Raw genomic sequence first — 25,332 nt, 5'->3', positions numbered from 1 at the left:
CGCGACTTGCCGTTGGGGGGGATCGACCGAGGCGAAGCCGTACTAAGGTTAGGCACCTCTCATCGCGGTCGCAGACGGAGCGCCAACAATCCATGAAGGGAACGTGGGTCTGACGGCTTCGAATAAACGGTCTGTTCCAATGCCGGCTTATCGACGAAACATCACCCAACGCGTTCAGTTCCGCCGTACCGGTGCACCGGAAAAGTCGCAGATGAAAGAACACGGCAAGGACGGCTAGCAACCGTGCCAGATCCAGCAGTTAGATAGCGCTGAGACATTTCCCAAGACCGCTGAATAAGCAGCGCACTCGGAAGCGCCGCCGCTTTGTCGAGCGGTCGGTCGATTTTGGTTCCGCTTCGATTGCGCTTCGCGTCAAGTATTATTATCTTTTTATTTCAGATGTGACTTCTAATGTAAATGCAACAAGGGCCTAAAGGCCACTACAGGGCAGGGAGATCAGCCCCCGATCCGACCGGCTGGGCCGGGTTGAAAGGGCGGAGCGGGGGCGGGTGATAACATACCCCTTCGGCTTTAGCTTTCTCACTAGCAATTGTTCTTTTACCGCTCGATACTCGCTAGGACTTTCATGGCGCAGTTGGGGATCAAAGCCACACGATGCTTCCGGAAATCAACCTGCAGGGGGACGTCGACATCGCCGCGCTGTCACCACTTCTTCGCGGCATGCTTCTTTCGGTTGCCTATGCTGACGGTGAGGGTGGCATAGGATTGACGGCAACCGGCGCCATGAACCGCAAGTTCGTGCATTGGGCCGCTGTTAACTTCCTCTGGCCCGACTTTACAGCCGAAGACCTCTACAGCATGCACAAGGTGCTCAATGAACGCGACATGCCGCCGCTCTGGGTCGTGCGCGACATGACCCGTCATCTGAAGCTTCTTCGTCGGAAAAAGGATGTGCTGCTGCCAACCAGACGCGGCCGCGAGTTTCTGGTGAACCCTAACGCCTTCTTCGATCTGGTCGCCACGGATTATCTCTATTCCTACATCCACGCCACCGAACGGGAAGAGGAGGTGCAAGCGCGGTTACGCTGGTGGCGCATGTTCCTCAATCTTCTCAATATCAAGGCCAGAGAAGGTTGCACGCCAATGGAGGTTGTGAAAATCCTCTATCCAGACCTGGCGCCTTTGTCGGACACCGAAATGACCCTAGAAGCCTGGGAGTTGAAATCCGATCTTCAGTATGGCGTCTTCCAACGCTTGTGCTGGCTCGGCTTGCTCTACGAGGCACGAGAGGGGCTCACTCTTTTCCAGGACGGATCCTTCCACAAGACGCCACTTTGGCCAGCTTGCCTGCAGTTGGAATCGGATACGCAAAGCGATATCGGCGTCCATTGACGATCTCTATTCTGCTGCTGGCTGCCTAATAACGCTTTCTCTCGCCGCGCAATCACTGCAGGATCATTCATGAAATCCGTCCTCCGCCCCGGCTTGCCGTCATTTGTTCACTTCACGCCTGAACACCTCAGCTGGGGTGCGGAAACCAAGGCATTTTCTCGGCGTACTGTTCAACCGATCGATCAGTGATCGTATCGATTCATCAGGAACTGACAGGACAGCAGTATCCCTCGGCAGGTAACGCCGAATCCGCCGATTCATGTTCTCAACCGAGCCTTTTTGCCAGGGCGCAGACGGATCGCAGAACCATGCATCGGTTCCCATTCCTTGCTTCAGTCGCCGCCAGGAGACGAATTCAAATCCGCGATCAAACGTCAAACTTTGCCGGGCATGCTTGGGCAGGGGGCTGAGCACGTTGATGAGCCGCTCCATGATCGGCTTGGACTGCCGGTCGTTGTTCTTGAACAGCATGGTGAACCGGCTCGTCCGCTCAACAACCGTTGCCACATTGGCATTGCCCTGAACCCTTTCGAAGATCATGAGATCGGCTTCCCAGTGACCGAATTCCTTGCGATCGTTGATGGCTTCCGGCCGATGTTTGATCGAACGCTCATCTGGAAAGACTGGATTCTGCGGCTTGCGAGCATATCGCGGCCGGCGCTTTCTCCGCCGTTCCGGGAGAAGCCGCGCGAGTGGCTGCCGTTGTCCTTCTGGTGAATAGACATACCGGTAGATCGTCTCGTGACAGACGCTTGCCTTGGCAGCTGGTTCGATCTTCAGTCGTCCAGCAATCTGTTCCGGCGACCAGCCGGATTCCAACTTTCCGATCACTTCGTTCCGCAGATCCTCGCGACGAAAGAGCTTGCCGATCCGCCGGCGCCTGTCGCGCGCCATGTCGTTGGCGGTCATCGCCCAGTAGCCCTCGGCATCGGGGAATTCCTGATCGTGCCAGTAGTTGCGTTTGATCTCCCGGGAGATGGTCGCACGGTCCCGGCCGAGGCGTCTGGCGATCTCAGACTGGCTATACTTCCGATCCAACATCCTGGAAATCGATCGGCGTTCGTCAAAACTCAAATGGGAAAAGGTACGGATCAAACTATGGCTCCCGAAAAGCAGGCAGCTTGCGCCTTTGTTGCAGTTCGAGATAGAATGTACCCCGATACTTAGCAGAAAGTGGCATAACATGCATTATGGAACCTGACTAAGTTCGCGCTTGCGTTGGTTGGTTGTACTGCGCCGCCGCGGTGTCTTCTTCTTCGCGATCCACCGTTTCACCCGGCACACTCTCAAATCACGTCGATGTAGAAATCGGTGCCTCCCCACTGCTGCCCAGTTGGCCAGAAGATGGTGAAGACGACGATGCCTGGGCCGAGCATTTTGGTCGGCAAGTCGCAGACATGAGTACCAAAGCCCGTATCACGGGTACCCTACCGCGGCGAGCGATCTCTCGTCGACAGGGCTCTACGTCGACTTGCCGCCCTGGGGGTACCATTTGTTCGAGATGGACCGCCCTGAGGCGCCGTTGGCCATAATGGGACGGCCGAGAATTTCTTCGCCGGCTGAGGCCGTGCAGGTCCGGCAGGCGTGTATTGCCGGTAAGTCGCGCCCAAAATTCCGGCCACGTGATACTCATCTTCGCGCTATTAAGAACCCAGATAATTCTTATACTTATCAGGGAATCTTGAATTTGCGACTATTCTACTCCACTGCCGCGCCGCCAAAAGCAACGACGAGATTTTGGGATCGTCAACTTGCCGCGTAAAATGCTATAGATAGGAGGTAGTTGCCTGCTCGGAGCAGATTCCAGTGGCCCCCGAAACAACGCATGGCAGTACCTCATTGACAGCAGGCCTTCGGCTCGACGTGGTAGCCGGACTTACAGCAGCGGCGGTTGTCCTGCCCAAGGCGATGGCTTATGCCACTGTTGCCGGACTGCCGGTGAGCGTCGGCCTCTATACGGCTTTCGTTCCGATGATCGTCTATGCGTTGCTCGGAACGTCACGCGTGTTGAGCGTCAGCTCGACGACCACGCTGGCAATCCTGGCTGGAACCCAGCTTGGGACCGTCGTTCCCGATGGTGATCCCGGCAAGCTGATCACCGCCGTCGCAACGCTCACCGGACTCACCGGCGCCCTTCTGATAGCTGCCTCGGTCCTTCGCCTGGGGTTCGTGGCTAACTTCATTTCGTCGCCTGTGCTGACCGGCTTCAAAGCGGGTATAGGGTTAGTGATCGTGCTGGACCAGGTGCCGAAACTGCTCGGCGTGCATATTGCTAAGGCGGGCTTTTTCCGCGATATCGTCAGCGTGCTGCAACATGTTCCGGCAACGTCGCTGCTCACACTGACAATCGCAGCCGCGGCGCTGATCGCATTGTGGACGATGGAGCGGCTCTGGCCCCATTCACCGGCCCCGCTGGTGATTGTCGGCGCGGGCATCTTGGTTTCCTGGCTCGCCGGCCTGAATGCCCTGGGCGTTGCAACTGTGGGGTTCATCCCGCGGTCGCTCCCATCAATCACTCTTCCTAGTCCCGGCTTGATCGAGCAACTTCTGCCCGGGGCGCTCGGCATCGCGCTAATGAGCTTTACCGAAACGATTGCCGCCGGACGGGCCTTCGCGGTCCCTGCAGAGCCGTCCATCAGGCCCAACCGGGAACTTCTGGCAACGGGAGCCGCCAATCTGGCCGGAGCTTTCTTTGGCTCCATGCCCGCGGGCGGTGGCACGTCCCAGACGGCGGTGGTTCGCTCCGTTGGTGGACAATCGCAAAAGGCCTCTCTGGTTACCGCCGCGGCGGCGGCGGCCACCATGCTGTTTCTTGCCCCGCTGTTGGGCTTGCTGCCGCAAGCCGTGCTCGCCGCGATCGTGATTATTTACTCGGCCGGACTAATCGCCCCCGCCGAATTTGCATCCATTCGTAGGGTTCGGCGGATGGAGTTCCGTTGGGCGCTGGCGGCGTTCTTGGGCGTGCTTGTCTTCGGCACGCTTCAAGGCATCGTTGTCGCGATCGCCCTTTCGCTGATCGGCCTGGCCAGTCAGTCGACCAAGCCGAAGGTCTCCGTTGTCGGCCGCAAGCGGGGCACTGATGTGCTCCGGCCGTTGTCGCCTGACCATCCCGACGATGAAACGTTCGAGGGCCTGCTGATCCTCCGTCCGGAGGGCCGGCTCTTTTTCGCTAACGTTCAACAGGTTGCGGATCAGATCCAGTCGCTGGTCGCCAAGCATAAGCCGCATGTGCTTGCGCTCGACATGAGCGGTGTCTTTGACATCGAGTATTCCGCCATGCAGATGATGATTGAGAGCGAACGGCGCCTTGCCGCGCAGGGCATCGCGGTGTGGCTGGCAGGATTAAATCCCGATGTGCTCGACTACGTTCGAGCCTCCGGTCTCGCCGACAAACTCGGCCGCGAGCGGCTTTTCTTCAACATGCCTGCCGCTCTGCAGCGCTACTTAGGCGGCAGCGTCGAGCGCAGCTAGTCTAAGTATGGAACCCATGGCGGTCGTCCTCACTGCTCAACTGGTTAGCGGCCGTTTCGATGAGGCTACTTACGCCGCCCCTGCCTGCGCCACCCACAGCCATAGCTTGTTGTCGTGCGACGGATTAGAATAGCCGACAATTATTCCAGTCTGACTGAGCTCCCTGGCGCACAAGGAGGGAACAAATGACAGCGGAATCGGCCCTTGAGCCCAGCAAAGGGGTCGAGGTTCCTGAGCCAAAAAAGGAGCCCGGCAATCCTTTGCGAAGGGTGGCGCTGAGTGTGCTGCTGCTGGCGGCTTTTCTCTTTACGCTCGGTGTCTTCATGGAGCGGCGCACACCAATGTCGTCGCAGGCCACCGTGCAGGCATTTGTCATCAGCATCGCACCGGAAGTTGCCGGGCGGGTCGTTGAAGTCGGCGTGATCGACAACATGCGCGTGTCCCCCAAGCAAATGCTGTTTCGCATCGACCCCCATCAATACCAGATTGCGGTATCAGAGGCCGAGGCGCAGCTCGATAGCGTAGGCCAGTCCATCGGTGCGTCAACGGAGGCCGTCAACACTGCCCAGGCCAAGCTCGTGGAGGCGCGGGCCTCTCGCGACCTCAGTCTCGAACAGGCCAATCGGGCAAAGCTGCTGGTTGAGCAGGGAGTCTATCCCAAATCCAGATACGACCAGGCAAAGTCGGGCTACGATCAGGCAGAGGCAGCCGTAGACGCCGCCGAAGCCGAGCTAAAGCGTGCCGAGCAGGAACTGGGGCCGGTGGGCGCCGACAATCCCCAACTGCGAGGGGCGCTTGCGACATTGGAAAAGGCTAGACTCGATCTCAGTCGGACCACGATCGAAGCGCCGGGCGAAGGTGTCGTGACCAATCTTCAACTGACCGCGGGCGGCATGGTGGCGGTCGGCCAGGGAGCGCTGACATTCATCGACGTCGATACGGTGTGGATCACCGCCGCGTACAAGGAAAACAGCCTGGAGAACGTGACCCCCGGCGATCGGGCCGAAGTGTTGTTCGATGTATTGCCCGGAAAGCTGTTCCCGGCCAAGGTCGAGAGTGTCGGCTTGGGCGTCGCCCAAGGCTCGATCGATCCCAGCACCGGTCTGCCGAAGATTTCAACGGAAAGCGGCTGGATCCGAACGCCTCAGAGTTTTCCGGTAAAACTGGTCCTGGACGAAGGACTGCCGCGGGGCGTCCGCTATGGTTCGCAAGCCAATGTGGTGATCTATGCCGGTGAGCACCCGATTACCAACTGGATAGGGTACTGTTGGATGCGGCTACTCTCGGTGCTCACCTATGTCAGCTAGTGAGGATTCGCGAGACATCAACTTGAGTTCCATCACGAACCAAAAGCGCAAGGGATTGCGTGTTGCCCTCGCCGTCGCGGCTGCATTCACTTGGGCGGTCGCCACAAGCGATCCCCTCCCATTTCTATGCGCACTGTTTGCGGCGCAGATGCTCATTTCAAGTTCTCGAGCGATTTCTCTCCAAAGCGCATTCTTGCTGACCCTGATCATCCTAATTGCCGCGTTGATCGTCCAGTTCCTGACCACGTTTCTGGCCGAGCGGCCACCGGTCCTGCTGCTGTTACTTGGCCTGATTTATTTCGCCTGCTTTCTGAGGCAGGCGAGTGGCAAGCCCAATCCGCTCGTTTTCCTCATCCTTGTGGTCAGCGTCATGATCCCTCTGCTGACTATTTTGAACATTGACTTGGGCAGCTCCATTTTGACAGTCTTCGTCAAAAGCATTGCAGCCGGCGCCATCGTAACGTGGCTGGCCTATGCATTGATACCGGATATCGAAACGGTCGAAGCTGCGCGGCCATCTACATCCTCAACCCCGAAACCAGTTTGGCGCGCTGCTGCAGACGCATTGATTCTGCTTCTTGCGGTGACGCTCTGCCTTACCCAGGACCGGCTTGCCACCGCGGTAGTGATTCCCATCACCGTCGCGTCGCTGCTGTCGCAGTTGGACGTAGAGGCTAACGGCAGGCCTGCTCTGGCTACTGTCCTCGTCAACATACTAAAGCTTGTCGCATCTAAATCGCCTCATACCCTGCGGCCTTGAAGTAGTTTCGACATTCCTCAACGGAGAACAGTGCGCAGATGTCACTGAGGGCATTCGATATTGCGTCGAAGCTCCTTGCGGCTTTCTTTCGTAGGAGCGACTTGAGTTTCGAGAAGGCCATTTCGATCGGGTTCAAGTCGGGCGAATAGGCCGGTAGGAACAGCAGCCTGGCACCGGTTTGTCTGATGAGTTTTTCGGCCTTTTGGCTTTTGTGGAAACGGACATTGTCGGCAATGACGATGTCGCCCTTTGTTAGAGTTGGGACGAGTTGCGTTTCGATCCAAGTCTCGAATATCTCGGCATTCATTGGTGCGTTGACGATCCATGGCGCGACCATGGAATGCGATCTGAGGCCAGCGATAAACGTCTGCGTCTTCCAGGATCCGAAAGGCGCATGACTGCGGTAACGGTGGCCCCGTAACGACCAACCGGAGCGTTTTGCCAGCTTTGTGTTCGTCGACGTCTCATCGATAAAAGTAAGGCGTGCCAGAGCCTTATCAAAAAACGGCTTGCGTCTTTCGATCCATAGACTCCTCGCCCGAGCGATTTCCGGACGAAGCTGCTCGCTTGCCATGAGGCTTTTTTTTGTGGCTTAACCCGAGCCGGTGCAACATGCGGCCAACGCTCGAGCGATGCACAATGACGCCGCGCTCTGCAAGCTCGAGGCACAATTCGTCAAGCGTCAAATCACCGTTCTCAGCCATACGTTCACGGAACCATGTTCCATGGTCGCTCAACTTGCCGCCGCCGACATGGCCCTGTCGTCTTGGCAACAGAGAGCCCGTTTCACGCTTCAGGATAACAAGGTTATTCACAAACCGAGGCGACACACGGAAATGCCGAGACGCCTCGCGATGGGTGTTACCTTCTTCAACGAACGCAACAACACGGGAACGCAACTCGATCGGATGTGATTTGCCCATGACCGGTCTCCTTCCAGCTAAGAAGGAATCACAAATCGGCCGATTCGAGAACCTGAATCAAAAAACGGGCGACGCGCTTTAGGTGGCGTGGCGGCGATACTAGGGTTCGCAGTGTTGGAACTAAGGCATTCGTTGGCGACGCTGTTTCTGCTGGTGTTGCTTGCCGGGCTCGTATTCGGCGGCCGCGCGGCGACGCCAACTGTCGTGGCGAAGATCAATGCAGGAGCCCTGACTGTATTTCTGCTGGTGCTGGGCTCCGCTGTCTCACCACTTTCTAGCGGCGCAGCCGAAACCTTTGCGACACGCGTCGGATATATAGCGCTTGCAATTGTCTACACGCTGTTCTTTGCAACGTTGCTGTGGCCGAGCAAGGGAACGGCTGGCAGAATTCGGGACAGATAGCTTCCCGCGGCGCTGTCAAGCCCACCGTCTGACGTCAAGCGCAACTCCAACATTGCCGGGCTATCAATTCCGTTCCGCGTGGTCGCGAGCCGCCTCGCCGAGCGCCTGCACACTAACCGCTGCGACTATCCCGGTCAGCACGATACCGGAAAATCCAATCACCAAGGCAAGAATTCGCGCAAGGGCATGCTTGGGCGTGAGATCGCCGTACCCTATGGTCAAGCCCGTAACAAAAGTGAAGTAAAGTGCTTCGCCGATACTCCAGTTTTCAATGTGGCTGATGACAATCCCGGATCCGACCATGACGACGAGGATCCCGGAGAAAATTGGCCACAATACGTAAAGCTGCTTCAGGAGCGCAGCAAAAAAGAGTCGCCTCCTTCTTCTCCGATCTGACACCTGACGTGTTTTCGCCATGAAATGCTCGACCCCCACTCCCACAAACAACCATCCCTGTCCGTCTCTCTAGGCGTTTAAGGACTCTTCTTCTCCCAGCCAGTTCCTGACGATCGAGTAACCAATAGCCATGACAAGGGGACCGACAAAGATGCCGATGAGTCCCATCGTCAGAACACCGCCGATCACGCCGATAAAGATGATCCAGATGGGAGAGCCAGCGCCGCGGCCGATCAGCAATGGTTTGATGACATTGTCGAGGATATTGATGATTATGCCCGCAACTGTGGTGAAGATCGCCCAACCAGTTTCGCCTTGATAAGACAGCCAAACAGCAGCCGGGATCCATACTAACCATGTGCCGATCTGCAGCATTGCCGTGCCAAAGCAGAGCACGCCCAGCGGGACGGCAAACGGAACCCCCGCGATCGCGAAGCCAATGCCTGATAGTATGCTCTGTATGAGCGCCGTCCCCATCACCCCCTGCACGACGCTTCGAATGGTGCGAACCGCAACATCGACCAGGCTCTCCCCGGTGGGGCCTCCAAGGCGCCGCCCGATTGTGCGGAATGTTGAGGCCGTGCTTCCCTGAGTGGCGAGAAAAACTCCGGCGAGGATAATGGAAAGCAGCATCTGCACGACGGTGAGCCCTAACGATGCACCAAGAGCCGCAAGCCATTGAAAAGCCGGCCCGAGATAGGGTTTCAAAATAATCAGTACATTGCGCGAGGATGACGCGGCCGCATTCCACTTCTCTCCGATCGTCGACCCAACCAGTGGGAAGTCGGACACCCAGGACGGTGCCGGAGGCAGGGTCAGCTCCGTCCAATTGTTGGTCATGGTTGCTATCGCTTCGGTCGCGTGATCGAAGGAGCCCGGCAGATAAGAGAGCGGGACTATCACCAGGATCAGGAGGGAGAGGACGATGAGCATCGTCGCCGTTTTCGGGTGACCTCCGATTGCGCTCGCGAGGCGGCGCTGCACCGGATATAGCGCGACAGCAATTAACGCTCCCCATGCGAGCACACCTATCAGCGGCCACGCGATCCAGAAGCAAGCTAAAATGATCACGCCTATGATAAGCAGGCCTACTAGGCGCTCGGCCCAGAAACCCAGAGATTCTTCTGCGCCTGCTGACATGCGCGTCTCCCCCGGTCGGATTCTGCGCGTTTCAGTCCACTACCACCCTTTTGGATTCTGAGTGCCCAATACCCCAGCTTGTGCACCACCAGTGATAGACATTATGCCACCGCCAACTTGCAATATCCAGCCAAAGCTCGCTCTGAAGTGTGGCACTCGGAAAAGACGCCTTCTGGCCTCCCGGAGGCGCCCAAGAGGCAACATCGCCCGTTTCTCTCCGCCCATGGCGTCGGATGCTCCGCCTGAGTTGGTCTGCGAAGGCTAAGACTTGGGCATCGCCAGGACTGCGATCCCGCTCCTCGCCGAGGCAGTCGCATCAAGGCGGATATGCAGAAGGCAAGACAAATAGAGTGAACGCGAAAATCGGATAAAGCGCCAGCGCCATGACCCGGCGTACGTGCTCCGCGCAAACAGGTGCAGGTCTTACCAGCTGACTGAGGAAGGGCCGTGGCTCTTTCAGCTTGGTGTGGCGTGCTTCCTGATAGCGATCACAGTTTGCCATCTAGGCAATCTTCATGCCCAGCGGTATCCTCTTGCTGAGATCCATGCAGCCAAAACGAGATCCGTTACCAAAACCCTCCTAGGCACAAACGGCTCCAGCGCAAAATGGGAATCGGGATCGACAATCGGCGCAAGAATGCCCAGCAGCGCCTCAAACTCTATGGCTCAAACCTGCTCCGAGGCCTTGAGGATCGGCAATAGAAGCAAGCGCCAGGTCAGCGGGCAGGACATGAATAGTCTTTACGGCGTCAGCGAGCAGGTCGAGCTCAGTACGCAGTGTCGGGTGACGCGCCTCCGGCAGGGTCTTTAATAGGTTCTCCAGCATTGCGCGTAGCCGCCGCGCGACCTGGAAGTTCTCAGCCCCATAGAAGCGAATCTCCCTCACGGCCAGTTGCACGAAATCCTCCCAGTTTGGTGTCTGAAGGATCAGTCGTAATTGGCCGGATTTGTCGAAAGCCTGGTCGCCGTGCAGCCGGCGCTCGCCAACCTTTCGAAGCAGTCGATTAAGTTGGTCGACGGCGAGTACGGCGGTGGTAGGGTCGTTGATAGCTTTGGACAGGGCCTTTATCGCTATGTCGACGATGATACGGAAGGCAAAGGTGGGATCCCGCTCGATAGTGCGCTCGGGCCCGATCGCCACATTTTGGGGGAACCGTCTTTCCTCGATTTTTGCAATGTCGCCATAGAGCCGAAAAAGTGGCTCGCCTGACTCTAAGAAGCTCCCGACAAAGTGAGGGAGCTCAATGACGAGCCCGAACCGCTGCGCCTCTTTCACAAGACCCTTCAGATTTACCGCTAGTATGACCCCCGACTTGCCGCGATGGGGTATGGTGCGGTCTGGCAGATTGATTGTTCGTCGCGAGTCTGTGTGCGAGTCATGACCGTCGAACAAGTCAGGATAGACCTTTTCGATTACGTCACATCCGAGGTCGCCTATACGCTGAACGATGCTGACGGGCCGCAGCAACCGCGCAGCATGGTCGATCAGATAGAGGAAGGCGATTAGGGAAGCGAATCCAAGAATTCCGGCAATTCCGACAAGAAAGAATGGTGCTTCGGCTTCAAGTCGTCCCAGCACGCCTACTGAAAACAGGAGCGTAAAGATAAAGATGCCCACAGTTGTCCGTATCACATTGTCACGCAGTAGGGCTGTTGCAATGATTCTCGGACTCAGCTGACCGCTGGCAACCTGAATTGCGACAAGCAATGACCCGAAGGTGAAGACGATGAACGTCAGCGTAAGGGTGACGATGGTCTCCAGTATGCGCTGCGCCCCAGGCGTCCCCCATGGCCACAATGGGATCACAATGAATCTCGCATTTATCCAGTCTACAACCTGGATAACCATTACGTAGAATAGCAGTGCGATGAACGGGACGACCCACAGTGTGGATCTTAGGTAGCTCTTAATGCCGTACCACCGATTCCATGACATTCTTCGCCCTCCCGTGATGCCGCCTGCAAGCCTGTGTGGACCTCGCGCCGAGGGGGTGCCCGGACGCTGCGGCAACCACTCGGGCTAAGCGCCAAGCAGGGCGGTCACCCGCGACGACCCAACAATGGCGTCTCCAAGCTGCTGAAATTCGGCCACGTCGCGGGGTGCAGGTGCCAAGCCGACGCCGTCAGCGTGGCCGGTACTGGGCGTCCACACCCTGCGCGTCTCCAAAAGGTACACGCCGTAAACAACGCGCAGTTCGCCCTGTGTCTCGATCTCCTGCTGGGCAGAGCAAGCAGCCAATGCAGCATTGACGACGACCGAGGTCTCAATCAGCGCCTGGCGGTACCCTGCACGTTGGAGAATGTCTGGCCCGAACGCCGCCTGAAGTTTTTGCGCCGAGACGTGCACGACGACCAGCAGGCGGTCGAGGATCTCTCGCAACGAATGTCGGTCGACCAGCGAGAGGTACATTCCAGGATTGAGGAAGACATCCACGGCTGCGGACACGGCGCCACATCCGCTATGTCCAAGGACGACAATGAGCTTGAGGGTGCCGCCCAAGTGCTCAACAGCGTATTTCAAGCTGCCCAAGACGTCGGAGCCGAGGCCGTTGCCGGCCACGCGGATGACGAACAGGTCGTTCGGTCCCTCGTTGAAGATCAGTTCGAGGGGGACACGGGCATCGGAACAGCCCAGGACAGCCGCGAACGGACGCTGTGAAGGCGCTGCGGCCATGCCGGACGCCAGCCCTAGATCACGCGCGTCGACTTGCACGACGCGGCGCGCTGAAGTGCCTTCGTCTTTCACACTGTCAAGCAGGTCGGCGAATGCGCGATTGCCGTCGATCAACCGCGAAAGGGCGGTAGTCGCGTCAGGCGGTCTGGGGCGAACGCCGACGTCCTTCTCCTGATACCGGTATGCAATTTCAACCGTTCTCACTGGGGTTCTCGGACGCTTAAAGGAGCGCGCAGAGATCATACCCTCCTTACAACTTGTGATCCAGCATCATTGTTTGGGTTAAATATACTGACCGGGATCGCCTCACCCACTGGTGGGCGGCGGGTCTGGATGATCTCGTCGAGTAACCATCCTGGTCGACGGCGCGCCACAGCCAGTGTTTTTGGCCGTTGATCATCACGACCACCTCGTCCAGATGCCACACATCGTTTGGGCTCGGCGCTTTGCGCCGCAAACGGCGGGCGTAGTCGGGCCGAACTTCGTCGCCCAGCATCGGTTCGTCTCGTGAAAAACGATGATACCACGCTCCAGCAGACGCAGGCTCAGCGGAAATCGAAAACACAGCCAGACTGCGTAGCTAATGACGGACGGCGGATCACGATGACGCTTGTAACTGGCGGAGGGCTCAATCATGACGGCCGAATACTAGCCAGAAGCTTCATCACCAGTTAACCTGACAGCACAGTCCAGCGGCATGGGCGGATCGATGGTTTGAACACTCGCAAGTGCCCGCGCCCTCGGAAATCTCGATGACCACGGCGGGAAGGTTCGCCCCGATAGGGAGTGCCACATGGTTAAGGCACGCTCCCTACCGTCGCTGGTACAGTTTGTGAGGGCGATGCCCTCACTGAGGGATACGAGCGTCATATGACCAAGACGTGGGTTCCTACGGGTGCCCTGCCGTAAAGATGAAGAATGTCTTCATTGGTCATGCGAATGCAACCATTCGACACCGCCTGTCCGATCAGCCAGGGTTCGTTTGTGCCGTGGATCCGGAAGTAGGTATCCTGTCCACCGCGGTAGAGATAAAGCGCAGCTGCACCGAGCGGATTGTTCTCCCCTCCTGGAACGCCTCCAGCGTACTCAGCCAACCGGGGCTTGCGTTCGATCATGCTCGCGGTCGGCGTCCACGATGGCCACTCGGCCTTCCGCCCGACAACGGCATTGCCCTTCAGAGTAAGACCTTCCTCGCCGACTGCCACGCCATAGCGTGTCGCGCGGCCTTCGTCCTCAACGTAGTAGAGGTAACGTTCGTAGGTGTTGACGACGATACTGCCCGGCGCCTCGCCGCCCGAATACGCAACCTCCCGTCGTTGAATAGGGGAAGTTCTTGAGGCATAGGGATTCCGGACTGAAGAATTCAACGTGCTGCACGAGGTCGCCATCATCGCCAGACAGCTCAAGAGTAGGCTCCGGCGCGTAATATGGTCTTTATCCATTGTTACCTGCTGATTGTGGTGTGCCCTGGTGTTTTATTAGCAGCGACGCATGTTAATGCCAAGTCATTGCTCTCCCTATAGTTGCCAAGTCGTTCCGATCCGATCGATGGTTAGAATGCGTCCGAACGCATGAAGCTGGCTCAAATTTGTGGGCTGTGCCGCATAGACTTCATGAAGCGTCAGCATGCGAAGGGAAGCCTTCTGTACCTGGTTCAACACCACGCGCATGCGGGATATTTCGACGCCCTGACCCGATGAAGAATGTGATACAATAGTCGGCCCTCTCCCAGTAACGGAACCGCGAACAGCTTTCGCAGTGATCGGCAAGCCAGCTCAGTCACGGCCGAGTTCACGACTGAGCCAGCCATTAGATTAAGCAGCGTCGGGACGGTGAAGTGTTTTCACCTCTAGAAAATCTTCCAATCCGAATACCCCGCCTTCGCGGCCGTTGCCCGACTGCTTGTAGCCGCCGAACGGACTCCCATAGCGATGGGGCGCGCCGTTGATATGAACCATGCCGGCGCGCAGTCGTCCTGCCACACGCTCGGCGCGGGCTGGATCGCTGGTCTGCACGTATGCCGCCAGCCCGTAGCTGGTATCGTTGGCGTTTGCGATCGCCTCCTCTTCGGTCTCAAACGGCATGATAGCCAAGACCGGACCAAACACTTCCTCCCGGGCAATCCGCATGGAGTTGTTGACGTCGGCAAAAATCGTCGGCTTGACGAAATAGCCGGTTTCGAAGCCCGACGGCTTGCCGGCACCACCGACGAGGAGGCGCGCGCCCTCCGCGATGCCGGCCTCGATCAATGCCTGCACGCGGCCATACTGGACGTCGCTGACAAGCGGCCCGATGTGGCCACCTTCCTCCGCGGGGTTTCCCACGGTGGCACTGCCGCCAACGCGCTGAGCGATCTCGACGGCCCTGTCGTAGACCGATTTCTGTACCAGTAGACGAGTTGGCGCGTCGCAGGATTGTCCGGAATTGTTGAAACATTCGAGGACGCTGCCAGTGATGCGGTCTTCGAGATCGGCGTCCTCAAAGACGAGGTTGGGAGACTTGCCGCCGAGTTCCAAGGTGACACGCTTGACGGTATCCGCTGCGTCCTTGCTGACGGCGATGCCGGCACGCGTCGATCCGGTGAAGGACATCATGTCGACGTCCCTGTGCCTCGAAAGGGCGGCGCCAGCATTAACACCGTCGCCATTGACGAGGTTGAAGGTGCCGGCTGGGAAGCCCGCCTCATGTACCATCTCCGCATAGAGCATGGCGTTGAGCGGAGTGAACTCGGAGGGCTTCAGCACGCAGGTCGAGCATGTTGCCAACGCCGGAACCACCTTCAGCGCGATCTGGTTGATCGGCCAGTTCCAGGGGGTAATGAGGCCGCAGACCCCGATCGGCTCCCGCAAGAGCACGTCGCCGTTCGACAAAACGTCGCGCACCTTCAATTGCTTCAGTGCATCGATGAAGCCCTGCAGGTGACCTACGCCGACATCAGCCTGCTGCTCGCGGCTCATGGTGATCGGCGCGCCGAGTTCGAGCGTGATCGTCTGTGCCATCTCCTCGTAGCGGCGCTTGTAGATCTCAAGCAGCCTTTCGAGAAGCGCAAGTCGTTCCTCCACACTCGTGCGACTGTACGTGGCAAACGCAGTCTTCGCGGCAGCAACCGCACGATCGATATCGGCGGGCGTGCCCATGGAAATCACCGCGACCGGCTTCTCGGTCGCCGGATTGATAACCTCCAGATCGTTGGCAGCAAGCGGCGCTACCCATTCGCCATTGATATAGAATTTGCGCTTGTCGAGCATGTCGTTACTCCCGTCATACTTTGTTCTGTTTTGCGTTCAGCCAGTCCGTGACCAGGCGGCGATACTTCTCGCCGCTGAAACTTGGAAAATGGCCGCCGTGTACCGTTCTGGCCGGAATTCCCAGGAGCCGCTCCATCGATGCGAGGTAATCATCGGCATTCGAGTGGTAGGTGTCCTCGATCAACGGCCCGTCGTAGAGGATGTCTCCCGAAAACAGCGTTTCTGTTTCGGCTTCCCACAACGCGATTCCGCCTGGTGAGTGACCCGGCGTGTGGATAACCTCGAACCTACGGTCGCCGAGATCGATCACATCGCCATCCTCCAGAATGCGCGTGGCCGGCGCCTTTTTCACGCCATAGCACTTCGAGCAATAGGGCTCGGGCGGCAGCGCGTCGAAGATATCGTCGGTCACGTATGGATCAGCAAGCGTGTTTTGCCGGGTAGGGTCGGCGAGCAGATCGGCCTCCGCCGAATGGACGGCCCGGCATTCAAACTCGTGATGGCAACCGATATGGTCGAAATGGGTGTGGCTCGCGACGGCAATCAGATCCCGCTCGGTGACGAGCGGCACCCATTCGCGCAGCGAAACGACGCCCATGCCGCTGTCGACCAGCATATCCCGATCCCGTCCGCGCACATGCCAGACGTTGCAGCGAAAGAACTCCTGGATGAAGGGCTCGGAAATCTGCGTGACATCGTCGGCCAGCCGCTTCAGCTCATACCATTTGTGCGCAGCGATCCGTTCCATCGTCTGGGCCTATGCCTGTTTCAACGGCAGGGCGACGATATCACCAACGTTGACCGCAAGCGTGAGCACTTGACCTTCGGCGACGACGGTTGATTGCGGCATATGCGCGACGATGCTGATATCAGGAGCGCCATTGGGCGCCAGATGGCATCGATAGTGGGTTCCGAAGAAGGCGCTGTTGGACACCGTGGCCTGCCCGAGCGCCGTAACGGCGCCATCGCCTTCGCCGGCACGGCGGAAATGTTCCGGCCGGATGCAGAGCATTGTCCCCTGCCCGGCGGACGGCGGGCCAGCCGTGAAGCAGGCTTTCGGCAATGTGACCTTCCCCAGCGCTGTTTCGACGACCGCCCCGGTGCCGTCGATATCTCTGATCTTGCCGCGAACGAAGTTGACCTCGCCCATAAAGCCTGCCGCAAACAACGAGCGTGGCCGCATGTAGATTTCCGACGGTGGTCCGAAGTCTTCGATTTTACCCTGGTTCATCACCACGATCCGATCGGCAATTGCCATGGCCTCTTCCTGATCGTGGGTTACGTGGACGAACGTCGTGCCGACACGTTTCTGGATTGCTTTCAGCTCATCCTGCATCTGCCGGCGAAGCTTGAGATCAAGCGCGCCGAGCGGTTCGTCGAGCAACAGGACGTCAGGGTCGACGGCGAGGGCCCGGGCAAGTGCAACACGCTGGCGTTGCCCACCCGAAAGCTCATGTGGTTTCTTGTCCGCCGAAGCCTTGAGCCCAACGAGGTCGAGAAAGCTCTTTGCGCGCTCCTCGCGCTCGGCCCTGCCGATGCCGCGCATTCTGAGGCCAAACCCGACATTGTCCTTTAGCTTCATGTGCGGGAACAGCGCGTAGTCCTGGAACATCGTCGTCGTTGGACGTCTTGCCGGTGGAACGTGGGTCATTTCCTTGCCACCGATGGCAATTCGACCGCTACTCGGCGACAGAAAGCCTCCGAGAATGGACAGAAGCGTGGTCTTGCCACAGCCGGACGGTCCCAGCAGAACAATGAATTCGCCTGCAGCAATGTCGAGAGAAACATCGTCGAGAGCGGTGGAACTGCCGAAAGTCTTCGTCGCGTTTTCGATTAAAACCGGAGCGGTCATGATTTTTTCGTCCTTTTGAACAGGAACAGTTCCAGCATGATCAGCAAGGTGACAGAAACGAGGAACACCAGCGATCCGATGGCATTGGTCTTGGGATTGAGGCCCGAACGAAGCAGGCTCCAGATTTCGACCGGGAGAGTAACGTCGAAGCGCGACAGCAGAAAAGCGATGATGAATTCATCCCAGCTAAACGTCATCGACAGGAAGAAGGAGGCGAGCAGCGACGGCAGCAGCATTGGCGCCGTCACCAGCACCATCACCTTGATATCGCTGGCGCCGAGATCGCGTGCGGCGCGTTCAATGTTGATGTGATGGTCCCCCATCGACGAGTAGATGATCGCAAAGCACAGCGGCAGATTAATCACCACGTGACCGATGCCGACCGTCCATAGCGATAGGCCAATTCCGAACGCGTTGAGGACGGTCAGGAGTCCGAGCGCAATGATGAGGTAGCTGACTGTCATTGGCGCGATCAGCAAGCCGCGCTGCCAGGCCGAGCCCGGCAGCTTGAAGCGGGCGAGCGCGTAGGCCGCCAGGAAGCCGAGAAGGCACGCGACGAACGACGATATCGTCGCCACGAAGAAGGAGTGCAGCAGTGCCGACATCAGCTTGCGATCGGCAAAGACTGCTTCATACCATTGCAGGGAAAAGCCATTGAATGGCGGTACCGGCAGGCGCCCATCCTGGAACGAAAATAGCACCAGCACGATAACAGGCAAAAAGATGAAGCCGAAGATCAGAACCGCGTAGGCGCTGCAGGCGATACTGGTGATCCGGTTGCGTATCATCACGTTCTCTCAATCTTCAGCCAGCGCGCGCAAGCGACATAGGCTGCGGTGACCGCTAGCATCAGAATGATCGAGAGTGCTGCGGCCATCGGAAAGTCCGCGCGGCGACCAAGTTGCAGCATGATGATCTGAGGCAAGACAAGTTCGTTGTTGCCGCCCAGGATCTGCGGCGTGACATAGTCGCCGATGCAGAGCACGAAGGTGAGGAATGCTCCCGTCATGATGCCCGGCATGGTCAGGGGCAAAATGACGTGCCAGAACGTCTGAAATGCATTTGCGCCGAGGTCGGCAGCAGCGCGGCGGTAATTTGGCGAGAGCTGCACAAGGTTTGCGTAGATCGTCAGCGTCAAAAGCATGACGAAGAAGTGGACGAAGCCGATAACGGTCGCCGTACGGTTGCTGGCAAGCTCCAGCGGCTCGCTGATCACGCCGATGTTCATGAGTGTCTGATTGATGACGCCATTGCGCGACAGCACGAGCAGCCACGAATAGGAACGGACAACATAAGAGGTCCAGAACGGCAGGACCGCAAGAATTAACGCCGTTCGCTGGAACCTTTGCGGCACCCGCTCTGCAATGATCCAGGCCAGGGGATAGGCGAGCAGGATGGAGAGGGCCGTCACGATCGCGGTGATCTCGAGGGAATTCGTCAGCCCGCGAAACAGCGCATCCTTCTCGAAGAAGGCGATGTAGTTGCCAAGGTTCCAAACGCGGACGATCGAGCCGCCCTGTTGCGCCCAGAGGCTCATTGCCGCCATGAACAGAAAAGGAGCAACGAAGAAGACGATCGTCCAGACGAGCGCCGGTGCCACGAAACCCCAGGCCTTTCGACGTTCGACATCTTCAAGTGAATGAGCAGCCACAGGCAAGTCTCCGACTTCCCTCTCCCATCCACGGGGAGAGGGTCTTGTGATTCAGTATAGAGGGGTCGAAGCTGTCAGTTTTGCAGCATTTCGGTCCAGGCGTCCTGCATCTTTGCGTCCAGTTCCGCGCTTGGGATCGGGTAAAGCTGCGTGCGCTTGAGATAGTCGGCCTGCTCGTCCCAGCGCAAAGCGGTTTTCTGTTCGGCACTCAGCTTCTCGCCGGCCTTGGCATTTGCGGGCATCGCCCAATAGCAAGAGGACGTCGCAAGTCGCGCCTGCCCTTCCGGGCTTACAATGTACTGCACGAATTTGAGGGCGAGGTCCTTTTTCGTGGAGTCCTTCATAACGCCGATCGACTGGGCCCAGCGCACTGCGCCCTGCTCAGGGATGACCCAATCGAGGTTGGGTTTGTCTTTCACCAGACCGGCCGTCAGCCACTCGCCTCCGCCAAAGACGATATCAACCTCGCCCGTCGCAAGTGCCGTTTGCGACGAGACGACGTCGCTCACCTGCTTGGCGTTGGCCTTGAGAGCAAACAGCTTGTCCTTGATTGCCGGCAGGTCGGCATCCGTCAGGCTCGCCGTTGCCTTGCCCAAATCGATACCGGTCAGTCCGATCATCGGCAGGTAGTAGTCATAGACCGCGATGCGGCCCTTGTACTTGTCGGACCAGAGCTTCGACATATCCTTCATGTCGGCCGGATCGACTTTTGTCTTGTCATAGGAAACCGTGTTGTAGCCGAACTTTTCGGTGACCGCATAGGTCTTGCCGTCGCGGGTGTTGTTGGGTTCCATGCGAACTTCAGGGAAGATATCTGCATTAGGAAGCGCGTCGGCCGGTATCTCCGCAAGAATGCCCTTGTCGACCGCGCGTTGCACGTCGACGCCATCGATAACGAGCACATCCCAGTCTCCCGGGCGCGACTGGTCGATGATGGAGAGACCCGCACCCGTACCCTCATATTCCTTCAAATTGACCTTTACGTTGTTCGCCTGCTCGAAGGGCTCGATCAGTGCGGGATCGGTGTGATCGCACCAGACAAGCGCATTCAATTCCTCCTGCGCCAGTACCGGCGCCGGGGTGATCGTTATTGTTGCGGCACCCAATGCGAGGATGGCAGCGGAGGCGAGGAGTCTGCGCGCAAAAGCGCCTTCAGTAATATCAATCATCATGTGGCCCTCTGTCGGTGACGCTCATTTCGGCGCCTTCATGAAAAAGATTGAATGAGTTCATTTTTTTAGTCAATATGATTTTTGAGGACATTCATTATTCGAGAGAGTCGCATATGACGGGACTGCGCGCCAAGCAGAAAGCCGATCGCAATCGCCGCATACTGGAGGCGGCGACGAGCCTTTTCCGGGAGGTCGGATATGACAGCGCCCGCATCGAAGACATTGCCGAGCGCGCGGAAGTGTCGGTTGGCACGTTCTACAACTACTACGAAAACAAGGGCGACATTCTCGTCGCCACCGTTTCGATGGAAGTCGAGGAAGTGTTGGCTTCCGGCAAGGACATCGTTGAAAATCCGCCGACCACTACGCTCGAAGCCCTGCAAGTACTGATCGACCAGTATTTTGACCATTCGCTGGTCTATCTCAGCAAGGAGATGTGGCGTACGGCCATGGCGATCTCCATCCAGCAACCCGAGAGCCCATTCAGCCGTCGATATACCGAACTCGACGGGCGCCTGTGCGATCAGGTTTCGACGCTGGTCCAGAAATTGCAGCTTCGCGGCGCTGTCATGCCTGGGATCGATGCGATTGCGGTGGGCCAGATGGTCTTCAATAACCTCAACATGATGTTCCTTGAGTTCGTCAAAGACGAAGCGATGACGCTGGATAGGCTCAAGGAACGCGTAGCACGGCAGAACCGGCCGCTTGCCGTCTTAATCAGCAGCCCCAAAATTCAATAGCAGGGAACATCAGGGATGGAACACCAGCAACAAGCTGTGCTTGCCGCAGCGGATCGCCTCGTCGAAGCCTTTGGCAGGCATGATCGTGATAGCTACTTCGCGGCTTTTGCGCCCGCCGCCACCTTCATATTTCACAATCTCGACCGCCGCCTTCATACGCGTGCGGAATATGAGGCCGAATGGGCATTGTGGGAAACGCGCGACGGATTTCGTGTGCGGGCCTGCCGTTCCAGTGACCAGGATGTTCAGATTGCCGGCTCCGTCGCCATATTCACTCATTCCGTCGAGACGGATCTTGCTTTCAACGGTGAGCCGTCGACAAGCACCGAGCGCGAGACGATCGTCTTCGAGAAGCAGGCGAGCGGAGAATGGCTGGCGATCCACGAGCACCTTTCGCCGCAGCCCTGAGGCGACGATCGGAACCGCCCACAACGCTTTTTGCCCAGGTCTGCGCCCTTGGTCGTATTGCCTGGAAATTTCATAGGAAAGACAAGAACGATGGTTGAGTTGAAGAAGCACCTTGAGGATCTACGCAAGAAGTTCGCCGATAGCGCCGAGTTCTTCGATCCGCGCTTCCGCCGTGTGGCCGAGAAGATCTTTAGGGGCGGCACACGCGCTGCACCTTATTCGGGCATTTCGACCTTCGCAGGCTTGCCCTACAGGGAGGTCAATTTCGCGGCCCCTGACTTCGGCGACCTGCAGGTCGCGGCAGTCGGCATTCCGATGGATCTCGGCGTCAGCAATCGGCCGGGTTCGCGATTTGGACCGAGGGCTGTGCGCGGCATCGAACGCATCGGTCCCTACAATCACGTGCTCGATTGCGCACCGGCCTATGATCTACGCGCTGCCGATATCGGTGATATCCCGTTCGGGAGCCGCTATCGGTTGGAGCAATGCCACGAGAATATTGAGGCAGCGATCCGCAAGATCGTCGAAGCCGGCGTCATTCCGCTCTCCGTCGGCGGCGACCATTCAATCACACACCCGATCCTCAAGGCAGTCGGCGCCAGAGAGCCCGTCGGCCTCATCCATATCGATGCCCACTGCGACACGGGGGGCCCGTTCGACCAGACGAAATTCCATCACGGCGGCCCGATGCGCAACGCCGTTCTGGACGGCGTCCTCGATCCGACCCGCACGATCCAGATCGGCATTAGGGGACCTTCCGAATATCTCTGGGAGTTTTCCTACGAGTCCGGAATGACGGTCATCCACGCCGAAGAGGTCGGTGGCATGGGTATCCCCGCCATCATCCAGAAGGCCCGAAAGATCGTCGGAGATGGCCCGACCTATCTGTCCTTCGATATCGACAGTCTCGATCCTGCGTTCGCGCCGGGCACCGGGACGCCAGAGATTGGTGGCCTGACGAGCCGTGAGGCGCTGGAACTGCTGCGCGGCCTCAAAGGTCTCAATTTCGTCGGTGGCGATGTCGTGGAGGTGGCTCCGCAGTATGACAATACCACCAACACCGCACAGGCTGGTGCGCAGGTATTGTTCGAGATCCTGAGCCTATTGGTTTTCAGCCCGGCTGTCGCGAGCGTACGGTGAACGCCGTCGCCTCGGGCCGCTGCTAGACTTCCTTACTCACGGGTGACGGCGTCCATGACGCCGTCACCCGCAAGCCACTGTTATGTCGTTTTGCCTTGCGGCCATCTCTTTCGTTTCACTGCGGATTGGGCAGACCGTAGCGGTCGCGTATCGTCTGCCCCTCGTATTGGCGGGGATACACGTTTCGATCCTGAAGGATCGGGATGATCTTGTCCACGAACTCAATGATGTCGTCCGGCGCCCGAGGCGGTTGCAGAGTGTAGCCATCGACCGTGCCGTCTTCCCAAAAGTCTATCATTTCGTTTGCTACCTCCTCCGGAGTGCCGAGCAAAAGCCGATGATGCCCCTCTGAACGACGTATGGCCTGCCGCGCAGTCAATTTCTCGTGGCGCAGCAGGTCGGATAGACCAAGCCCCATTCCCACCGCTTGCTGCCTGTTCGGGTCGGGGACGAAGCGTTCGTAGTCCAACACGGCATCCGGATCGAAACGGTCACGGTCCAAGCCATGCTCGCGCACAAAGCGTTCAAGCAGGCCATCTTCCGATCCGGTGCCGCTGTAAAGCTCATGCTTGCGAAGAGCCTCTTCCCGATTCGGCCCCAGGATGACAACAAGGCCCGGAACGATACGAATCCCGGATGGATCCCTGCCGAGCACAGCAGCTCTGCCGCGCACCTTGTCGCCGAAGGCTTTCCCTGCGGGTTTGGAAAGGATGTTGCAGTAGATGATCTCGCCGTGGCGCGCCGCAAGTTCGATGCCGCCGTCCGATGCGCCGGCCTGGGCAATCACGGGATGTCCCTGCGGTCCGCGCGGCACATTGAGCGGCCCGCGCACCTGAAAGAATTCGTCCTCGTGATTGATCGCGATTGCGCTGGCGCTATCCCAGAAGCGATCGGAGGCAACCTCACTCTCGCGGCGTGGGTCCCAGCTCGACCACAGCTTCTTCGCCACATCGAGAAATTCGGTCGCACGCGCATAGCGCTCGTTGCGTGGCGGAAGCGCCGCGCTGCCGAAATTGGCGGCGACGTTGGGATTGAACGACGAGACGATATTGACGATCAGGCGCCCGCCCGAAACGATATCGAGCGACTGGACGCGCCGCGCGAAGTTATAGGGCGAATTGTAGGTAGAGGAGACCGTGACGACAAAGCCGATATCAGGTACTTGAGCGGCTAGCGCCGTACACAGGATCAACGGATCGATCGTGTGGAAGGGACGCCCGAGCGGTTCCGTCATCAACGCGGGATGGTCGGAAAAGAACACGGCGTCGAACAGCCCCTTGCGGGCGATTTCCGCCAAGCGCCGGTAATAGGCGGGATCGTTGATATCATGCCGACCACCGCTACGATATTTCCACGCATTCGCGAGATAGCCGGTGGAATTCAGCCCCACGTTTAGGTTCATGCGACGTTTTTCAATGCTCATGCGTCAGTCCGTTCTGCCTCTTCTTCTCTTGCAACGCCCACGCCCGCCTGCGGACCCGGGATCGTACCGTTGACGGCGAAATCACCGACAATGCGATCGTGGTAGATACGTGGATTGTGGGACGCGATCGTGCGGGCGTTGCGCCAGTGGCGGTCGAGACCGTGGCCGCGCTTGACGGCGGATGCTCCCAACGCGTCAAACAGCACCGTGCTGGCGTCAAGGATCAGCGAGGTGACGACGGTCACGGACTGGCTGACCTCGAGTTCGGCATTGCGACCGGCCAGCGCGATCTGCTCCTGATCACCGCCCTGGTTGGCCTCATAGGCCCGCTGCAGGGCCCTTGCCGCCTGCAGTACGATCGCACCTGCACTGTAAGCGGCGCCCCTCACCTTACCCACGACCTGCTGGACCTGGGGGTCCTGTGCCGATCGGGACGCATTGCCACGGCTATAGACCCTTTTTCTCGCCGCGACATGCCGCGCCAGATCGTTTGCCGCAGCGCGACCGATGCCGGCGAGCGAGGCGAGATGGACCAGTTGGAAGAACCCGCCGGAATAACTGAATCGCACCGCGCTTGGCTTGATCAGATCGTCGGCGACCTCGACGTCGCGGAAACGGGCAGTGCCGCTCGCTGTCAGCGACTGGCCGAAGCCATCCCAGTCGTCGATGATTTCGACGCCCGGCGCCGATGTCGGCACCAGAGCGCCGATCGGCTGCCCGTCCCCGTCGATCGCACCGAGCGTGATCCAGTCCGCGTAAAGCGAGCCGGTGGTGTAGAATTTCTCGCCGTCGAGCCGCCAGTTGGCGCCATTGCGGACCAGTCGCGTCGAATAGCTGCCGAGCGGCGTGTCGCCGACTTCGGAGAACCCGCTTCCGATCGTCTCGCCCTGCCCAAGCCTCTTCAGCCAAGCATCGCGCCAGGCGCTTTCGGGTGCATTCAGCAGATCCTCGGTAAAGCCGAAGTGGCTCCGATAGGCATTGGTGAGGTTCGGATCGGCTGCAGCGAGCTCGATGATGAGGCCGAAGAGTTCCGGCAAGGTCGCGCCTAGGCCACCGTTCGCGACTGGTAGCCGCAATCGCGAAAAGCCGGAGGTTTTGAGCCACTCATAGGCATCGAATGGCAATTCGTGCGCGAGGTCACGGTCGACCGCACGCTCGCCAATCCGGGCGAACACCGACCTGAAGGTTTCTGCGAGCCGCTCGAAGCGTTCGCTGGGCGGCGCGCCCCAGGCCCCATTGATATCAGTCATGACGTTGTTTCCTATTCAAAGC

At 58.5% G+C, this 25,332-nt stretch carries 24 protein-coding genes and 1 pseudogene; 8 read left to right on the top strand and 17 right to left on the bottom strand.

The window, feature by feature from the left end; genetic code table 11:
- The first annotated feature begins 615 nt into the window (after positions 1-615).
- Positions 616-1,353, top strand: a complete 738-nt coding sequence (locus IB244_RS13485) for a hypothetical protein (protein WP_192304512.1) — start codon at positions 616-618, stop codon at positions 1,351-1,353.
- A gap of 99 nt (positions 1,354-1,452) precedes the next feature.
- Here the strand turns inward: IB244_RS13485 and IB244_RS13480 are convergent, their stop codons facing one another.
- Positions 1,453-2,448, bottom strand: coding sequence for an IS30 family transposase (locus IB244_RS13480; RefSeq protein ID WP_192304510.1), 996 nt, complete (start codon positions 2,446-2,448; stop codon positions 1,453-1,455).
- A gap of 744 nt (positions 2,449-3,192) precedes the next feature.
- Here IB244_RS13480 and IB244_RS13475 point away from each other — a divergent pair.
- The 3 genes from IB244_RS13475 to IB244_RS13465 all read left to right on the top strand — a co-directional run bounded on the left by IB244_RS13475 (position 3,193) and on the right by IB244_RS13465 (position 6,891).
- Complete coding sequence (locus IB244_RS13475) at positions 3,193-4,824, top strand: SulP family inorganic anion transporter (RefSeq protein ID WP_281419621.1); 1,632 nt, start codon at positions 3,193-3,195, stop codon at positions 4,822-4,824.
- A 185-nt stretch (positions 4,825-5,009) separates the two neighbouring features.
- The gene (locus tag IB244_RS13470) at positions 5,010-6,131 is read left to right on the top strand and encodes an HlyD family secretion protein (protein WP_192304508.1); all 1,122 of its coding nucleotides are present in this window, start codon (positions 5,010-5,012) and stop codon (positions 6,129-6,131) included.
- Positions 6,132-6,153: 22 nt separating this feature from the next.
- Positions 6,154-6,891 carry a DUF2955 domain-containing protein gene (locus IB244_RS13465; RefSeq protein WP_192304506.1) on the top strand — a complete coding sequence of 246 codons (738 nt, stop codon included), beginning with the start codon at positions 6,154-6,156 and terminating at the stop codon, positions 6,889-6,891.
- Here IB244_RS13465 and IB244_RS32175 read toward each other — a convergent pair.
- Together IB244_RS32175 and IB244_RS32170 are read right to left on the bottom strand one after the other, a co-directional pair.
- The gene (locus tag IB244_RS32175) at positions 6,863-7,465 is read right to left on the bottom strand and encodes an IS630 family transposase (protein ID WP_246734409.1); all 603 of its coding nucleotides are present in this window, start codon (positions 7,463-7,465) and stop codon (positions 6,863-6,865) included. The two genes, IB244_RS13465 and IB244_RS32175, sit on opposite strands and share 29 nt — an antisense overlap.
- Complete coding sequence (locus tag IB244_RS32170) at positions 7,389-7,814, bottom strand: helix-turn-helix domain-containing protein (protein ID WP_246734408.1); 426 nt, start codon at positions 7,812-7,814, stop codon at positions 7,389-7,391. The genes IB244_RS32175 and IB244_RS32170 overlap by 77 nt, the downstream gene beginning before the upstream one ends.
- Positions 7,815-7,928: 114 nt before the next feature.
- Between IB244_RS32170 and IB244_RS13455 the strand changes: the two genes are divergently transcribed.
- Positions 7,929-8,216 (top strand): hypothetical protein, encoded by a 288-nt coding sequence (locus IB244_RS13455; RefSeq protein WP_192304504.1) that lies wholly within the window; start codon positions 7,929-7,931, stop codon positions 8,214-8,216.
- Positions 8,217-8,279: 63 nt separating this feature from the next.
- Here IB244_RS13455 and IB244_RS13450 read toward each other — a convergent pair whose 3' ends face one another.
- The 12 genes and pseudogenes from IB244_RS13450 to IB244_RS13395 form a co-directional block, all read right to left on the bottom strand.
- A complete protein-coding gene (locus IB244_RS13450) occupies positions 8,280-8,633 on the bottom strand; it encodes a potassium channel family protein (protein WP_192304502.1) in 354 nt (117 codons plus the stop codon).
- Positions 8,634-8,681: 48 nt separating this feature from the next.
- On the bottom strand, positions 8,682-9,752 hold the full coding sequence (locus tag IB244_RS13445) for an AI-2E family transporter (protein WP_025662043.1): 1,071 nt from the start codon (positions 9,750-9,752) through the stop codon (positions 8,682-8,684).
- 652 nt (positions 9,753-10,404) lie between these two features.
- Positions 10,405-11,688: a DUF2254 domain-containing protein gene (locus tag IB244_RS13440; protein ID WP_192304500.1), complete on the bottom strand. Its 1,284-nt coding sequence runs from the start codon at positions 11,686-11,688 to the stop codon at positions 10,405-10,407.
- Positions 11,689-11,772: 84 nt separating this feature from the next.
- On the bottom strand, positions 11,773-12,630 hold the full coding sequence (locus tag IB244_RS13435) for a carbonic anhydrase (RefSeq protein WP_192304498.1): 858 nt from the start codon (positions 12,628-12,630) through the stop codon (positions 11,773-11,775).
- A 142-nt stretch (positions 12,631-12,772) separates the two neighbouring features.
- Positions 12,773-13,062: pseudogene (locus IB244_RS13430) on the bottom strand (DDE-type integrase/transposase/recombinase); the annotation flags it as partial.
- 230 nt (positions 13,063-13,292) lie between these two features.
- Positions 13,293-13,868 (bottom strand): L,D-transpeptidase, encoded by a 576-nt coding sequence (locus IB244_RS13425; protein ID WP_192304496.1) that lies wholly within the window; start codon positions 13,866-13,868, stop codon positions 13,293-13,295.
- A 372-nt stretch (positions 13,869-14,240) separates the two neighbouring features.
- Positions 14,241-15,674: an aldehyde dehydrogenase family protein gene (locus tag IB244_RS13420; RefSeq protein ID WP_192304494.1), complete on the bottom strand. Its 1,434-nt coding sequence runs from the start codon at positions 15,672-15,674 to the stop codon at positions 14,241-14,243.
- 13 nt (positions 15,675-15,687) lie between these two features.
- Positions 15,688-16,422: an MBL fold metallo-hydrolase gene (locus IB244_RS13415; protein ID WP_192304492.1), complete on the bottom strand. Its 735-nt coding sequence runs from the start codon at positions 16,420-16,422 to the stop codon at positions 15,688-15,690.
- A gap of 9 nt (positions 16,423-16,431) precedes the next feature.
- Positions 16,432-17,526 (bottom strand): ABC transporter ATP-binding protein, encoded by a 1,095-nt coding sequence (locus IB244_RS33085; RefSeq protein ID WP_192304490.1) that lies wholly within the window; start codon positions 17,524-17,526, stop codon positions 16,432-16,434.
- Positions 17,523-18,314, bottom strand: a complete 792-nt coding sequence (locus IB244_RS13405; RefSeq protein ID WP_192304488.1) for an ABC transporter permease — start codon at positions 18,312-18,314, stop codon at positions 17,523-17,525. The genes IB244_RS33085 and IB244_RS13405 overlap by 4 nt, the downstream gene beginning before the upstream one ends.
- On the bottom strand, positions 18,314-19,177 hold the full coding sequence (locus tag IB244_RS13400; RefSeq protein ID WP_192304486.1) for an ABC transporter permease: 864 nt from the start codon (positions 19,175-19,177) through the stop codon (positions 18,314-18,316). The genes IB244_RS13405 and IB244_RS13400 overlap by 1 nt, the downstream gene beginning before the upstream one ends.
- 74 nt (positions 19,178-19,251) lie before the next feature.
- A complete protein-coding gene (locus IB244_RS13395) occupies positions 19,252-20,349 on the bottom strand; it encodes a spermidine/putrescine ABC transporter substrate-binding protein (protein ID WP_192304484.1) in 1,098 nt (365 codons plus the stop codon).
- Between the two features lie 113 nt (positions 20,350-20,462).
- On the opposite strand from IB244_RS13395, the gene IB244_RS13390 reads away from it, so the two are divergent.
- The 3 genes from IB244_RS13390 (at position 20,463) to speB (ending at position 22,637) form a co-directional block, all read left to right on the top strand.
- Entirely contained in the window at positions 20,463-21,089 is a 627-nt protein-coding gene (locus IB244_RS13390; RefSeq protein ID WP_026372095.1) for a TetR/AcrR family transcriptional regulator, read from the top strand.
- Between the two features lie 15 nt (positions 21,090-21,104).
- On the top strand, positions 21,105-21,497 hold the full coding sequence (locus IB244_RS13385; RefSeq protein ID WP_018859531.1) for a YybH family protein: 393 nt from the start codon (positions 21,105-21,107) through the stop codon (positions 21,495-21,497).
- Positions 21,498-21,587: 90 nt separating this feature from the next.
- Positions 21,588-22,637, top strand: a complete 1,050-nt coding sequence (gene speB / locus IB244_RS13380; protein ID WP_018859530.1) for an agmatinase — start codon at positions 21,588-21,590, stop codon at positions 22,635-22,637.
- Between the two features lie 115 nt (positions 22,638-22,752).
- Here the strand turns inward: speB and IB244_RS13375 are convergent, their stop codons facing one another.
- Both IB244_RS13375 and IB244_RS13370 read right to left on the bottom strand, forming a co-directional pair.
- The gene (locus tag IB244_RS13375) at positions 22,753-24,060 is read right to left on the bottom strand and encodes an NtaA/DmoA family FMN-dependent monooxygenase (protein WP_026372094.1); all 1,308 of its coding nucleotides are present in this window, start codon (positions 24,058-24,060) and stop codon (positions 22,753-22,755) included.
- Positions 24,057-25,310, bottom strand: coding sequence for an acyl-CoA dehydrogenase family protein (locus IB244_RS13370; protein ID WP_192304482.1), 1,254 nt, complete (start codon positions 25,308-25,310; stop codon positions 24,057-24,059). The genes IB244_RS13375 and IB244_RS13370 overlap by 4 nt, the downstream gene beginning before the upstream one ends.
- Between the last annotated feature and the right edge of the window lie 22 nt (positions 25,311-25,332).

The sequence above is a fragment of the Rhizobium sp. RHZ02 genome, from assembly GCF_014851575.1.
In the GTDB taxonomy this organism is placed as follows: Bacteria; Pseudomonadota; Alphaproteobacteria; order Rhizobiales; family Rhizobiaceae; genus Rhizobium; species Rhizobium altiplani.
Note: the sequence above shows the minus strand (reverse complement) of the source record. Positions and strands in the feature narration are given on the sequence as shown.

Coding starts and splice junctions, on each gene's coding strand:
- IB244_RS32175 (WP_246734409.1), bottom strand. CDS start 7,465: ATGGCAAGCGAGCAGCTTCGTCCGGAAATCGCTCGGGCGAGGAGTCTA.
- IB244_RS13390 (WP_026372095.1), top strand. CDS start 20,463: ATGACGGGACTGCGCGCCAAGCAGAAAGCCGATCGCAATCGCCGCATA.
- IB244_RS33085 (WP_192304490.1), bottom strand. CDS start 17,526: ATGACCGCTCCGGTTTTAATCGAAAACGCGACGAAGACTTTCGGCAGT.
- IB244_RS32170 (WP_246734408.1), bottom strand. CDS start 7,814: ATGGGCAAATCACATCCGATCGAGTTGCGTTCCCGTGTTGTTGCGTTC.
- IB244_RS13375 (WP_026372094.1), bottom strand. CDS start 24,060: ATGAGCATTGAAAAACGTCGCATGAACCTAAACGTGGGGCTGAATTCC.
- IB244_RS13425 (WP_192304496.1), bottom strand. CDS start 13,868: ATGGATAAAGACCATATTACGCGCCGGAGCCTACTCTTGAGCTGTCTG.
- IB244_RS13485 (WP_192304512.1), top strand. CDS start 616: ATGCTTCCGGAAATCAACCTGCAGGGGGACGTCGACATCGCCGCGCTG.
- speB (WP_018859530.1), top strand. CDS start 21,588: ATGGTTGAGTTGAAGAAGCACCTTGAGGATCTACGCAAGAAGTTCGCC.
- IB244_RS13450 (WP_192304502.1), bottom strand. CDS start 8,633: ATGGCGAAAACACGTCAGGTGTCAGATCGGAGAAGAAGGAGGCGACTC.
- IB244_RS13445 (WP_025662043.1), bottom strand. CDS start 9,752: ATGTCAGCAGGCGCAGAAGAATCTCTGGGTTTCTGGGCCGAGCGCCTA.
- IB244_RS13385 (WP_018859531.1), top strand. CDS start 21,105: ATGGAACACCAGCAACAAGCTGTGCTTGCCGCAGCGGATCGCCTCGTC.
- IB244_RS13440 (WP_192304500.1), bottom strand. CDS start 11,688: ATGTCATGGAATCGGTGGTACGGCATTAAGAGCTACCTAAGATCCACA.
- IB244_RS13395 (WP_192304484.1), bottom strand. CDS start 20,349: ATGATGATTGATATTACTGAAGGCGCTTTTGCGCGCAGACTCCTCGCC.
- IB244_RS13370 (WP_192304482.1), bottom strand. CDS start 25,310: ATGACTGATATCAATGGGGCCTGGGGCGCGCCGCCCAGCGAACGCTTC.
- IB244_RS13405 (WP_192304488.1), bottom strand. CDS start 18,314: ATGATACGCAACCGGATCACCAGTATCGCCTGCAGCGCCTACGCGGTT.
- IB244_RS13415 (WP_192304492.1), bottom strand. CDS start 16,422: ATGGAACGGATCGCTGCGCACAAATGGTATGAGCTGAAGCGGCTGGCC.
- IB244_RS13420 (WP_192304494.1), bottom strand. CDS start 15,674: ATGCTCGACAAGCGCAAATTCTATATCAATGGCGAATGGGTAGCGCCG.
- IB244_RS13470 (WP_192304508.1), top strand. CDS start 5,010: ATGACAGCGGAATCGGCCCTTGAGCCCAGCAAAGGGGTCGAGGTTCCT.